Annotated in this window: 13 protein-coding genes; 6 read left to right on the top strand and 7 right to left on the bottom strand. The window is 63.5% G+C overall.

Going from position 1 to position 12,793, the window contains the following annotated elements; all coding sequences use genetic code 11:
• Nucleotides 1-27: 27 nt before the first annotated feature.
• Entirely contained in the window at nucleotides 28-1,437 is a 1,410-nt protein-coding gene (gene gltX, locus ACJRPG_RS14180; protein ID WP_408000738.1) for a glutamate--tRNA ligase, read from the bottom strand.
• Between the two features lie 85 nt (nucleotides 1,438-1,522).
• Between gltX and ACJRPG_RS14175 the strand changes: the two genes are divergently transcribed.
• Entirely contained in the window at nucleotides 1,523-2,968 is a 1,446-nt protein-coding gene (locus ACJRPG_RS14175; RefSeq protein WP_408000737.1) for a serine hydrolase domain-containing protein, read from the top strand.
• Between the two features lie 133 nt (nucleotides 2,969-3,101).
• Here ACJRPG_RS14175 and ACJRPG_RS14170 read toward each other — a convergent pair whose 3' ends face one another.
• From ACJRPG_RS14170 to ACJRPG_RS14160, 3 genes are all read right to left on the bottom strand, one after another.
• Nucleotides 3,102-4,091 carry an alpha/beta fold hydrolase gene (locus ACJRPG_RS14170; RefSeq protein ID WP_408000736.1) on the bottom strand — a complete coding sequence of 330 codons (990 nt, stop codon included), beginning with the start codon at nucleotides 4,089-4,091 and terminating at the stop codon, nucleotides 3,102-3,104.
• Between the two features lie 86 nt (nucleotides 4,092-4,177).
• Nucleotides 4,178-5,209: a WD40/YVTN/BNR-like repeat-containing protein gene (locus ACJRPG_RS14165; protein ID WP_408000735.1), complete on the bottom strand. Its 1,032-nt coding sequence runs from the start codon at nucleotides 5,207-5,209 to the stop codon at nucleotides 4,178-4,180.
• A 40-nt stretch (nucleotides 5,210-5,249) separates the two neighbouring features.
• Nucleotides 5,250-5,615, bottom strand: a complete 366-nt coding sequence (locus ACJRPG_RS14160) for a VOC family protein (RefSeq protein ID WP_408000734.1) — start codon at nucleotides 5,613-5,615, stop codon at nucleotides 5,250-5,252.
• 84 nt (nucleotides 5,616-5,699) lie between these two features.
• Here ACJRPG_RS14160 and ACJRPG_RS14155 point away from each other — a divergent pair, with 84 nt between their 5' ends.
• Nucleotides 5,700-6,020, top strand: coding sequence for a helix-turn-helix domain-containing protein (locus ACJRPG_RS14155; protein ID WP_408000733.1), 321 nt, complete (start codon nucleotides 5,700-5,702; stop codon nucleotides 6,018-6,020).
• On the opposite strand, the gene apbC is transcribed toward ACJRPG_RS14155, so the two are convergent.
• The gene (apbC, locus tag ACJRPG_RS14150) at nucleotides 6,017-7,105 is read right to left on the bottom strand and encodes an iron-sulfur cluster carrier protein ApbC (RefSeq protein WP_408000732.1); all 1,089 of its coding nucleotides are present in this window, start codon (nucleotides 7,103-7,105) and stop codon (nucleotides 6,017-6,019) included. The two genes, ACJRPG_RS14155 and apbC, sit on opposite strands and share 4 nt — an antisense overlap.
• Nucleotides 7,106-7,217: 112 nt before the next feature.
• Here apbC and metG point away from each other — a divergent pair, with 112 nt between their 5' ends.
• Complete coding sequence (metG, locus tag ACJRPG_RS14145; RefSeq protein ID WP_408000731.1) at nucleotides 7,218-9,350, top strand: methionine--tRNA ligase; 2,133 nt, start codon at nucleotides 7,218-7,220, stop codon at nucleotides 9,348-9,350.
• A 10-nt stretch (nucleotides 9,351-9,360) separates the two neighbouring features.
• Nucleotides 9,361-9,840, top strand: coding sequence for a GNAT family N-acetyltransferase (locus tag ACJRPG_RS14140; protein WP_408000730.1), 480 nt, complete (start codon nucleotides 9,361-9,363; stop codon nucleotides 9,838-9,840).
• A 52-nt stretch (nucleotides 9,841-9,892) separates the two neighbouring features.
• On the opposite strand, the gene ACJRPG_RS14135 is transcribed toward ACJRPG_RS14140, so the two are convergent.
• Both ACJRPG_RS14135 and ACJRPG_RS14130 read right to left on the bottom strand, forming a co-directional pair.
• Nucleotides 9,893-10,438, bottom strand: coding sequence for a hypothetical protein (locus ACJRPG_RS14135; RefSeq protein ID WP_408000729.1), 546 nt, complete (start codon nucleotides 10,436-10,438; stop codon nucleotides 9,893-9,895).
• 179 nt (nucleotides 10,439-10,617) lie between these two features.
• Nucleotides 10,618-11,517, bottom strand: coding sequence for a DMT family transporter (locus ACJRPG_RS14130; protein WP_408000728.1), 900 nt, complete (start codon nucleotides 11,515-11,517; stop codon nucleotides 10,618-10,620).
• 141 nt (nucleotides 11,518-11,658) lie between these two features.
• On the opposite strand from ACJRPG_RS14130, the gene ACJRPG_RS14125 reads away from it, so the two are divergent.
• Both ACJRPG_RS14125 and ACJRPG_RS14120 read left to right on the top strand, forming a co-directional pair.
• Entirely contained in the window at nucleotides 11,659-11,844 is a 186-nt protein-coding gene (locus tag ACJRPG_RS14125) for a DUF3460 family protein (RefSeq protein WP_408000727.1), read from the top strand.
• 67 nt (nucleotides 11,845-11,911) lie between these two features.
• The gene (locus ACJRPG_RS14120) at nucleotides 11,912-12,790 is read left to right on the top strand and encodes a segregation and condensation protein A (RefSeq protein ID WP_408000807.1); all 879 of its coding nucleotides are present in this window, start codon (nucleotides 11,912-11,914) and stop codon (nucleotides 12,788-12,790) included.
• Nucleotides 12,791-12,793 lie beyond the last annotated feature (3 nt).

The raw sequence follows: 12,793 nt of genomic DNA, 5'->3' as shown, positions 1-12,793 counted from the left end.
GGAAATGCAAATGCACATTTGCAAGTTTCAGAGATATTTTGCGAGACGTGCGCTCACCGTGTCACGGCCGAACACCTGCAGCACGGCGTCGATGGCCGGCGTCTGCAGCTGGCCGGTGATAATCAGGCGCAGCGGCATGGCGATTTGCGGCATCTTCAGGCCATGGGCCGCCAGCACTTCCTTGATCATGGCGGCGATCGCTTCCTTGCTCCATTCCACGGTCTTGATGCGCTCGGCGAATGCGGCCAGGGCCGGTTTCACCGCATCCGTGAAGTGCTGGGCCATCAGGGCTGCGTCCGGCTGCGGCTGGCGATAGAACAGCATGGCGGCATCGGCCAGCTCGTTGATGGTGTTGGTGCGCTCCTTCAGCAGGGCCAGCACCACCGGCAGCTCCGGCGCGCCGTTGAAATCGGCGCCGTCGGCTTCCAGCTTCGGCTTGGCGAGCCCGGCCAGGCGGTTGTTGTCGGCCTGCTTGATCCAGTAGTTGTTCAGCCAGGCCAGTTTTTCGTTGTTGAACTGGGCGGCCGATGCGGTCAGGTGCTCCAGGTTGAACCACTCGCAGAACTGCGCCATCGAGAACACTTCGTCGTCGCCGTGGCTCCAGCCCAGGCGGGCCAGGTAGTTCAGCATGGCTTCCGGCAGGTAGCCCTGGGCCGGATATTCCATCACGCTGACGGCGCCGTGGCGCTTGGACAGCTTCTGGCCATCGGAACCGAGAATCATCGGCAGATGGCCGTATTGCGGCAGCGGCGCCCCGATGGCGCGCAGGATATTGATCTGGCGCGGGGTGTTGTTCACGTGGTCGTCGCCGCGCAGCACGTGGGTGATGCGCATGTCCCAGTCGTCCACCGCCACGCAGAAGTTATAGGTGGGGGTGCCGTCCGGGCGCGCGATGACCAGGTCGTCCAGCTCCTTGTTGGAGATGGTGATCTCGCCCTTCACCACGTCATGCCAGGTCACGTCGCCATCCAGCGGGTTCCTGAAGCGCACCACCGGCTTGCGGCCGGCCGGCACCGGCGGCAGGGTCTTGCCCTCTTCCGGACGCCAGGTGCCGTCATAGCGCGGCTTCTCGCCGGCGGCGCGCATGCGCTCGCGCATCGCTTCCACTTCCTCCGGCGAGGAATAGCAGTGGTAGGCCGTGCCTTCCTTCAGCATCTGGGCCACCACTTCACGGTAGCGGTCCATGCGCTGCATCTGGTAGAACGGGCCCTCGTCGTGGTCCAGGCCCAGCCATTTCATGCCGTCGAGGATGGCCTGCACCGCTTCCGGCGTCGAACGTTCCAGGTCGGTATCCTCGATTCGCAGCACGAAAGTGCCGCCGAAATGGCGTGCGAAGGCCCAGGAATAAAGCGCGGTGCGCGCGCCGCCGAGGTGCAGGAAACCGGTCGGGCTGGGCGCGAACCGGGTACGGACGGGAGTTGCTGGAGCAGTGGTCATCTCAGTACAAAGCAATAGGGTAAAGGCGATATTTTACCCGTATCTGGCATATACTCGGATGTCACAACAATAAGGGAGCCGCCTCTTGAGAACGAATGCCCGCCTGCTGGCCATCGCCACCCTCCTCGCCACGAGCAGCACCGCCTTTGCGGCGGACGACGCGCTGGCGCAACGCATCGCCAACATCGAGCAAGGGCTGGAACCCGCCGTCGTCGTCCAGGGTGCGCCGCTGCAGCGCAAGAAGCTGGCCGATGAAATGGCGCGGCTGGGCGTGCCCGGCGCCAGCATCGCCGTGATTCACGCGGGCGAGATCGAATGGACCAAAGGCTACGGCGTGGTGACGCCGGGCGGCGCGGCGGTAACGCCCGCCACCCTGTTCCAGGCAGCCTCCATCAGCAAGCCGGTCACGGCGATGGCCGCGCTCAAGATGGTGGAAAACGGCGCCCTTGCGCTGGACCGCGACATCAACAGCTACACCAGACTATGGAAACTGCCGCGCCAGTACGACGACCAGCCGGTGACGCTGCGCCAGCTGCTGTCGCACACGGGCGGCGTGACGGTGCACGGGTTCCCCGGCTATGCGGCCGGCAAGCCGGTGCCGACGCTGGTGCAGATCCTGAACGGCGCGGCGCCCGCCAATACCCGCGGCGTGCAGTCGCGCGGCAAGCCCGGCACGAAGTGGCAATATTCGGGCGGCGGCTACGAAGTGATCCAGTATGTGCTGGCCGAACGCAGCGGCATCGGCTTCACCCAGCTGCTGCGCGACACCGTCCTGACGCCGCTGGGCATGAAGGACAGCACCTTCGCCCAGCCCCTCCCTGCCGAGCTGCTGCCGCGCGCCGCCCTGCCGCACGATGCGGCGGGCAAGCCGATCGCGGGCGGCCCGCACACCTATCCCGAGCAGGCGGCGGCAGGCCTGTGGACCACGCCGTCCGACCTGGCCCGCTTCGCCATCGAAACGCGGCGCTCGGCGGCCGGCCAGTCCAACGTAGTGCTGTCGCAGTCGATGACCAACCTGATGCTCACGCCCGTCATGAACAATTTCGGCCTCGGCCTGCAGATTGATGGCAGCGGCCAGCAGCAAAGCTTCAGCCACGGCGGCTCGAATGCGGGCTACCAGAACATGATGGTCGCCTATACCGAGCGCGGCGATGGCGTGGTAGTGATGACGAACGGCGACCGCGGCGGCGAACTGGCGGGCGCGATGGTGCGCGCGGTAGCGGCCGAATACAACTGGCCGACCCAGCGCACCAGGGTGCGCGAATCCGTGCCGGTGAGCGCAGCGGCACTGGACGCCCTGCCCGGCACCTACGGCATCGCCGGCCTGGGCGACTTCACCATCGAGCGCGCCGGCGACGGCCTGCGCGTGGCCCTGAAAAAAGGCGCCACCGAGCCGCTGTACGCAGGCCCGGGCGGTGTTTATTTCGTCACCTCGATGGACGCCGAGCTCCGCTTCGACGGCCCCAACAACAGCGGCCGCCTCACCGCCGGCAGCTTCAACGCCCCCTTCACCCGCATCAAACAACCCTGACACCCTGGGGTCAGGCACCATGGTGTCAATGGCTGAGTCTGCGACACCCTGGGGCCAGGCCCCTGCTGTCGCTGACTCAGCCATTACTGACACCGCAGTGCCTGACCCCATGGTGTCATGCGTCTGCGGCAACTCAGGGGGCGGCGAGGAAGCGCAGCACTTCGGCGTAGAGTTCGTGGCGGGAGGCTTCGAGGTGCGCCACGTGCGAGCCTTTGCGGATCACGCGGTAGTCCTTGCCGGCGGCGTTGCGCAGGCTGCCGAGCAGCGCGGTGTAGTCGTCGTGGCTCGGCCAGGTGTCCCATTCGCCGCGAACCAGCAGTACCTGGGCGCGGATCGCGGCCGGGTCGTAGTAGCTGCGGCCTTGCGACAGGTCCGCAACGTCCTGGCTTGGCCCTGAAGGAAAGCGCACTTTGTCCTTGCTGCCGTTGACGCCCGCTTTATCCGACGCGAGCCATTCTGCGCCCCAGCGGCTGAATACTTCAGGCGCCAGCTGCGGGCGTTCGGCCTGCGGCGCAAGGCTGTTCATGCCCGTGATGCGCTGCTCTGGCGTCAGCTCCTCGTAGGCGCTTGTCACGGCCTCCGGTGTCCCGCCGCTGCGGGCGGTGATCGCCGCGAACAGCACCAGCTTCGACACCCGCTCCGGATGCAGGCCGGCATAGCGCGCGGCCACGGAACCGCCCCAGGAATGGCCGACCAGGATAACGCGGCGCTTTCCGGTCATGCGCAGGATAAGATCCACCGCGCGGCCGACATCATCGGCGACCTGGCTCGCCTGCCCCACCGGATGCGCGGCGCCCGATGACATTTCGGGATAGCGGCCAGACAAGCCATAGCCCGGGAAATCCAGCGCGTACACGTCGAAGCCCTGCGTGGCCAACCGGTCCATCCACGAACCACCTTCCATCTGGAAGTCGAAGGCCAGCGCGGACGGGAACGAAGAGCCGTGCAGGAACAGCACGGGATCCGTGCCGGCCTTCACATCGGTCTTTTTATGGCGGATGCCGAGCTTCAGCCGCTCGCGGTGCCCCTGCGCCGTGAGCACTTCGCTCACGGCGGCGGCAGATGCAGGCATGGCGCTGGCGCAGCCTGCAAGAACGGTCAACAGGAGAAAAAATTTGTGCATGGTGTCGGCGCCCCGGCAGTGGAAAAGCCCATGCTAACGCGCGACACCATTCAACAATTCGGCCGTGGCCGAAGTATGGATGCGCCCTACTTCTTGCCCAACACCGGGCCGGCGTACTTCATCAGCAGCCCCTTCGGCCCCACCGCCCAGCCCACCGACGGTGACGCGAAGCCGACGGTGTTCATCGGCGTGCGGTCCAGCACCGTCCAGCTTTTGCCGTCATCGTTGCTGTAGCCGGAACCGGCCAGTCCTGCGGCCACATAGCTTTGCACGGTGCCTTTGACCGGCACCACCACCGACATATACCCCGCCGGCAGGATTGGCGCGGCGCTCCATGTGGCGCCGCCGTCTTCCGTGCGCGCGCCATTCACCTCGGCCAGCGCCGTTTCCTTGTAGTCGCCGCCCGCCGCAATGCCGTGGCGGCCGTCGCGGAAGCCGACCGAGAAGATGCCCCGCGCCGGCGCCCCGGCAGGAATCGGCGCGGTGCTCACGCGCCAGGTGCGGCCGCGGTCAGCGGAATGGAAAACACGCGCATTGGCGGCGCCGCCCGTGGCGAACCATGCATCGTTGTTGCCGGAGACGGTAAGGCAGGTGCCGCTTGCCGCAAACGCGCCTTCATTCGCCAGCGCGGCCAGGCCCGGATCGCTCACCGGCTGCCAGCTTGCGCCGCCGTCGGCCGTGACGAGCACCTGGAAGGCGCCGTTTACCGCGTCGCCGAACATGATGCCGTTGCGCGAATCCCAGAACGCAATCGCATCCCAGAACCCGGCAGGATCAGGATTGGTAAGGGCAAGTTTCCACGTTTCGCCGCCGTCCGTGGTGCGGTAGATGCGCGATGCATCGCCCGGCCCCGCGCTCATGATGACGGCGGTATTTGCGTCCACGGCGTGGATGTCACGGAAGTCGAGCTTCTCGGCGCCGGGCACCGTCATCGCTTTCCACGTCTTGCCGTCGACCGTGCGCAGCACGCGTCCCTTGGCGCCGCTGGCCCAGGCCACGCTCTCGCTCACGACCGACAGGCCGCGCAACTCGCTGTCGATGCCGCTGGACTGCGGCTGCCACGATTCGGCCATGGCCGGCGAGGCCGCCAGCGCTATCATCAATACTGCTGTTTTCAAGGTGTCGTCTCCTGTGCATTAAGGCGGCACCCATTATGCATTAGCTCGACGAGAGCACAAACGTATTGCCGTCCGGGTCGCGGAACTTGGCGAAAGTGCCCCAGGGCTGGCTGGTCGGCGGCTCGACAAACTCCACGCCGCGTGCGCTCAGCTGGCGGTACGTGGCTTCCACGTTGTCGCAGGCCAGCGAGCCGTTGAAGAAGGTGCCGATGCGGTCTTCGTGGCCATCCGGCGTGAACAGCACCACGCGGGTTTGCGAATGCGCGATGCGCAGTTCGATCCAGCGCTGGCCGGGGCCCATCGGCTGGTCGGTGGCGATTTCAAAGCCCAGCTGCTCGTGGTAGAAGCGCAGCGCGCGATCCTGGTCGCTGACGGGAATGCCAACGAATTTGACCATGGTGATCATGATGTCTCCTCATATTCCGATGGCAGCCATTCTAGCGCCGCTGCGCCGGCCCACGTGGTAATTGGTGCTATAGTATTTATTACCATGAACGACCATTTCGATCCCTATGTGCTGAACGTGCTGATGCCCGACCTCGTGGGGCATGACCGCAGTCCTGCAGCTTTCGTCGTCTATCTGTATTTACTGGGGAAGGCGAACCGCGCGAAGCGCGACACGGTGTCGGCCAGCCTGCAGACCATCGCCACCGAGACGGGACTGTCCAAATCGGCCGTGCAGATTGCGTTACGCCGCCTGAAGCGGCGCGGCCTGCTCGATGCGGCGGTGGAGGCCACCGTCACCGAGCCTTTGCGGCGCGTGCTGCAGCCGTGGCAACGGCTGCAGCACGGTCGCAATACGACGGCTTAATCGTGCTTGATGACGATGCTCGGGAACTTGCTGCTCATGTCCTTCGCTTTTTCGGCCACGCTGATGGCAACCTTGCGCGCGATATCCTTGTAGATCGCAGTCACTGCGCCGTCCGGATCGGCCACCACGGTCGGCTTGCCGGAATCGGTCTGTTCGCGGATCGCCATCTTCAGCGGCAGCTTGCCCAGCAGCGTGGTGCCGAAGTCGGCGCACATCTTCTCGCCGCCGCCCGCGCCGAAGATCTCTTCGGTATGGCCACAGTTCGAGCAGATATGGGTGCTCATGTTCTCCACCACGCCCAGGATAGGAATGCCGACCTTTTCGAACATCTTGAAGCCCTTGCGGGCATCCAGCAGCGCGATATCCTGCGGCGTGGTCACGATCACGGCGCCGGTAACAGGCACCTTCTGCGACAGCGTGAGCTGGATATCGCCGGTGCCCGGCGGCATATCGACGATCAGGTAATCCACATCGCGCCAGTTGGTCTGGTCCAGCAGCTGCTGCAAGGCCTGCGTGACCATCGGGCCGCGCCACACCATCGGCTCGTCCGGGTCGATCAGGAAGCCGATCGAGGACACCTGGATGCCGTGGCCTTCCATCGGTTCCATGGTCTTGCCGTCATTCGACATCGGGCGGCCGCTCACGCCCAGCATCATCGGCTGCGACGGCCCGTAGATATCCGCATCCAGGATGCCGACGTTCGCGCCTTCGGCCGCCAGCGCCAGCGCCAGGTTGACCGCCGTGGTGGATTTGCCCACGCCGCCCTTGCCGGAAGCAACCGCAATAATATTCTTCACATTGGGCAGGGGCTTCAGGCCGCGCTGCACCGTGTGCGAAATGATCTTGCTGTAAACGTTGAGATGGATCTTGCCGCCGCCCGCCAGCGGCTGCAGGGCGGCCAGCACGGCGCTGCGCAGCGCGTCGATCTGGCTGCGGGCCGGATAGCCCAGTTCAATGTCCAGCGAAATGTCGCCGCCTTCAACTTTCAGGTTGCGCACCGACTTGGTGCTGACGAAATCCTTGCCCGTGTTAGGGTCAATCACCTTCGATAACGCTGCTTTCACATCTTCTGCCGTGGTGCTCATAGTGTTCTCCGTGTGCGATGCCGCAGTCTAGCGCAAAACCGGCAGAATGCGCACCCACCGCATCCGCTGGTAAAATGCTTGTTTTGACCACTTAACCAGCGCATCAATCACTATGACTCGCAAGCTGTTCGTCACCACCGCCCTGCCTTACGCAAACGCTGCCTTCCACATCGGCCACATGATGGAGTACATCCAGGCCGACATCTGGGTCCGTTTCCAGCGAATGCAGCGCGAAGGCGCCGGCCTGCGCGAAGTCCACTTCGTGGGCGCCGACGACACGCACGGCACCCCGATCATGATCGCTGCTGAAAAAGAAGGCATCACGCCGCAGGAATTCGTGGCCAAGATCGCCGCCGGCCGCGCCCAGTACCTGGACGGCTTCCACATCGCCTTCGACAACTGGTATTCGACCGATTCGCCGGAAAACGTGGAGCTGTCCCAGGGCATCTACCGCAAGCTGCGCGACAATGGCCTGATCCAGACCAAGACCGTGGACCGCTTCTTCGACCCGGTGAAAGGCATGTTCCTGGCCGACCGTAACATCAAGGGCGAATGCCCGAAATGCGGCGCCAAGGACCAGTACGGCGACAACTGCGAAGTGTGCGGCGCGGCCTACCAGCCGACCGACCTGGTGAACCCGTATTCGGTGTTCACCAACGCCACGCCGGTGCTGAAGCCTTCGGAACAGTACTTCTTCAAGCTGTCGGACCCGCGCTGCTTCGAGTTCCTGCGCGACTGGCTGAACACGCCGGGCCGCCTGCAGCCGGAAATGGTCAACAAAGTCAGCGAATGGCTGGGCGAAGCCGGCGAAAAGCTGGCCGACTGGGATATTTCGCGCGATGCGCCCTACTTCGGCATCCCGATTCCGGACGCGCCGGGCAAATTCTTCTACGTGTGGCTGGACGCGCCGGTAGGCTACCTGGCCTCGCTGAAGAACTACTGCGCCAAAACCGGCATGGATTACGACGCCCTGCTGCGCGATCCGGGCACCGAGCAGGTGCACTTCATCGGCAAGGACATCGTCTCCTTCCACCTGCTGTTCTGGCCTGCGATGCTGAACTTCTCCGGCCATCCGGTGATCGACAAGCTGAAAGTGAACGTGCACGGCCACCTCACCGTGAACAACGAGAAGATGTCCAAGTCGCGCGGCACCGGCATTTCGCCGCTGCGCTACCTGAACCTGGGCATGAATCCGGAATGGCTGCGCTACTACATCGCCTTCAAGCTGAACTCCAAGGTGGAAGACCTGGACTTCACCGGCGAAGACTTTGTGGCGCGCGTGAATTCGGACCTGATCGGCAAATACGTGAACATCGCCAGCCGCTGCGCAGGCTTCATCGCCAAGAAATTCGACGGCAAGCTGGCCTCCGAACTGTCGCCGACGGCACAGGAATGGATCAAGCGCGCGCTGCTGAACGCGGACGGCGCCGAGCGCCAGCTGTCGATCGCCGCCAACTTCGAGAACCGTGAGTTCGGCAAGGCGCTGCGCGAGATCATGGAGATCGCCGACGTCACCAACCAGTACGTGGACGAGAACAAGCCGTGGGTGCTGGCCAAGGATGCGGAAAAGACCGCCGAACTGCATGATGTCTGCACCACCGCCCTGATCCTGTTCCGCCAGCTGACCATCCTGCTGTCGCCGGTGCTGCCAGGTGTGGCCGGCCAGGTGAAGAACTTCCTGAACGACGACCAGCTGGTGTGGGCCGATACCGAGCTGTCCACCGGCGCGGTGTATAACACGATGCTGGGCCGCACGATCTGCGCCTATTCGCACCTGATGACGCGCGTTGACGCCAAGATGATCGAAGATCTGTTCGATGCCCCTTCGCAGCAGGCTGCCGCAGCGAAAACTGCCCCGGCTGCCGTGGAAGCTCCTGCGGCCGCCGGCATCGAGGAACTGGCGCCCGAAATCAAGATCGACGATTTCGTGAAGATCGACCTGCGCATCGCCAGAATCGTCAACTGCGAGCACGTGGAAGGCTCGGACAAGCTGCTGCGCCTCACACTGGACGTGGGCGAAGGCCGCCACCGTAACGTCTTCTCCGGCATCAAATCGATGTACAAGCCGGAAGACCTGGTCGGCAGGCTGACGGTGCTGGTGGCCAACCTGGCGCCGCGCAAGATGAAGTTCGGCGTCTCGGAAGGCATGGTATTGGCCGCTTCGGCAGCCGACGAAAAAGCCAATCCGGGCATTTATATTCTGAATCCGTGGCCGGGCGCTGAACCGGGCATGCGAATCCGTTAAAGGCCTGCATATGAATATCGTAGTGCGGGAAGCGACCAGCGAAGATGCTCAATTACTGGCCGATTTAACCCGCGCTGCATGGTCCAATAAAGTGGCCGTTACCTCCAGTGGCCACCGTGAAACCGCCGTCCGCTGCGCAGATGATTTGCGCAACGGCGGCGGTTTTGTTTTATTGGCCGATGATATTCCGGTAGGCTCTGTACGCTGGCTGCCCCTTGATTCGGAACAGCAGATCTGGGAAATACTCCGCATGGGCGTTATTGCCGAATACAGGGGTAGTAATTTATCCCAGCATTTACTGGAAGCCGTGATTCACCACAGCCTCACCTGCGATGTGGAAGAGCTGCGCCTTGCGGTGCGGGCCGACCAGCCGCGCCTGATCGACTTCTACTCCGCCTTCGAATTCGAACTTGCTCCCGAGCTTGAGTACACCCACGCCAACCCGCTGGAACCCGCGCCCCTGGTGATGCGCCGCCTGCTGCGCGGCTGATTTTTTTGCCCTCGCCGAGCCAGCTTCTGACGCGATCGCGCCAGAAGCTGGCTTAAAGGCAGCCCTCAACGTAAGCGACGGAAGGCTGCATGCCCGCGCGCAGCTTGAGAATGCTGCGGCCGTTATCTTCGAGAACAAAAGCTGTATTGCCATCGCCAGGAATGGTGAGGTAATGGCCGTTGTGCAGGTATTTATGCGGGCCTATTTGCACATTGGGGAATTTGGCTTTTACCTGCTCCGGGGTGGCGCCGATATCGATGCCGAGAATATTGGGCACGCCCTGTTCCGCATCGGCGCGGGTAATAACGCCCTTCTCCACCATAAAGCGGACATTCGGGATCGATTCAAAACGCACTGAACTGCAATTCGGATCGGCGGCGCCCAATTGCTGCGCATTCGCATTTAAAGCCCGCTCCGCATCTTTCAGCGTCATACCGAATACCACCGGCCCGACACCGGACGCCGACAATAAAACAGCCGGCGCTTGCGCTGCCGGCTGTTCAACTGCTGCAATGGGTGTCGGTGGTTTAGGCGGCGCCTTATCGCAAGCCGTCAGAAACAAGACGGCCACGCCTGCCGCAAGGACAAGCTTACGCATAACAAACTCCCTTTCGACGCAATGAATCCACAATAGCAGAAACACAATCCCCTGGGCGCACGCCTAACGGCCGAGTCCGTGTCCACCTTGGGGTCAGGCACCTTAGTGGACACGACCTGGACCGTGTAGCGCTTGAGCTCGTGTCCACAATGGTGCCTGACCCCAGGGTGGACACGGACTCAGCGGCGGGAGGAGACGATGATGCCGCCAACAATCAGCAGGAAAGCGGCGGCATGGTAGAGGTGCGGCGCTTCGCCCAGGATCAAAGACGACATCAGGGCTGCGAACAGCGGTGTCAGGTTGCTGAAGAATGCGGCAATTGCCGGACCGGCCTGGCGCACCCCTTCGCCCCAGCAACGGAAAGCAATCACGGCCGGCCCTACGGCCACATAGACCAGCGCCACACCCAGCTGCCAGTTCCAGTGGATGGCGGCATCGCTCAGCGCCAGTTCGCCCACCGCAAAGCCGCCCGACCACAGCACGCCGAACGCTACCTGCGCCAGCAGGAACCCGGCCCAGTCGGCCCGCAGTCCCGCCGGCTCCGTCGTGCGGATCAGCAGCCAGCTATATAAAGACCACGCAATCGTGGCCAGGATCATGAATATATCGCCCGCCACCAGCCGCAGCTCCAGCAGGTGCGCCAGCTCGCCCCGCGCCAGCACTACCAGCACGCCGCCAATCGACAGCACGGCGCCAATGACCTGCTGCCGCTTCACGCCCGCGCCGAAAAACAGCCAGCCGGTGAGCATCATCCACACCGGCATCCCGGCCGCGACCAGCGTCACATTGATCGGCGTGGAGGTCTGCAGCGCCATATATTGCAGCGCGTTATACATGCCGATGCCAAGCAGCCCCAGCAGCGCGAAACGGCGCCAGTGCTGCCACAAGCCGCTGTCGCGCCGGAACACCGGGCCGGCCAGCGCCAGCAGGATCACAAAGGCCAGTGCCCAGCGCAGGAAATTGAGCATGATGGGCGGCACCATGTCGTGCACCATGCGGCCCACAATGGCGTTGCCCGCCCAGAGCACAGGCGGCAGCGTGAGGAGGAAAGCGGTACGGGGCGAGAGTCGTGAATTCATTGGCAACAGAGCATAACCGAATCGGCGCATCGTCGCTGGCGGGAGACAGAAATTCCCATCGGCACGCTGCGGCGCGGTAAAATAGGCCCTTGGTTCTCACCACTTTTTCACGATATGAAACTCTTCTTTAAGCAGCACCGCATGTACGAGTCGGATCACACCAAGTTCATCAAATCGCTGAAGGAACAGAATCCGGCGCTGGAAGCCGGCCAGCAGCAAGGCCGCGCCCTGCTGTGGGACAAAGCACCAGCCTCGCTGGAAGAGATCGCGCGCGCCAAGGAGTCCGCGATCAAGCAGCAAGCTTACGTGTACCAGACCAAGCTCTGATACGCCAGGACGGCACCCGATGCTGCCAGAAGACGCCGCGGAAGGCGCAGCCGAGGATGCGGCCGCAATGAGCGTGCCGCAGGATGACGTACCGGCCTCCGATTCCCCTGCTGCCGATGCGGCGGCCTCTCCCCAGGATGAAAACAGCGCGGCGGCCGAGGCCGAAGTCGCCGCACTGGCGCGCCTGTACGGCGAACCGCTGCTGCGGATGCCGACCGACCTGTATATCCCGCCCGATGCGCTGGAGGTCTTCCTCGACGCCTTCGAAGGCCCGCTGGACCTGCTGCTCTACCTGATCCGCAAGCAGAACTTCAATATCCTCGACATCCCGATGGCGCAGGTTACGCTGCAATACCTGAAGTATGTGGACCAGATCCGCCTGTCCAACCTGGAGCTGGCGGCCGAGTACCTGCTGATGGCAGCCATGCTCATCGAGATCAAGTCGCGCATGCTGCTGCCGCAGCGCCAGCACGATATCGAAGCCGAGGCGGAAGACCCGCGTGCGGAACTGGTGCGCCGCCTGCTCGAATACGAGCAGATCAAGCTGGCCGCCTATGACCTGAACTCGATTCCGCAGCTGGACCGCGACTTCGTGCGCACCCAGATCTATATCGAGCAAAGCCTCACCCCGGTGTGGCCGAACGTGAACGTGGACGACCTGCAGGCCGCATGGCGCGACCTGATGAAGAAGGCCACGCTCAAGCAGCACCACAAGATCACGCGCGAAGAACTCTCCGTGCGCGAGCACATGACCATCATCCTGCGCAAGCTGCAGTCCAGCCGCTTCGTGGAGTTCGCCGACCTGTTCGACACGGACGGCGGCCCGCCCGTGGTGGTGGTGAACTTCGTCGCCATGCTGGAGCTGGCGAAGGAAACGCTGATCGAAATTACCCAGGCCGAGCCCTTTGCACCGATTTATGTGCGCTTGGCCTACTCTCCTGCCTGAAAC

It is taken from the genome of Pseudoduganella rhizocola (assembly GCF_045984285.3).
Taxonomy (GTDB): Bacteria; Pseudomonadota; Gammaproteobacteria; order Burkholderiales; family Burkholderiaceae_D; genus Rugamonas.
This window is presented reverse-complemented; position numbering and strand designations above follow the sequence as displayed.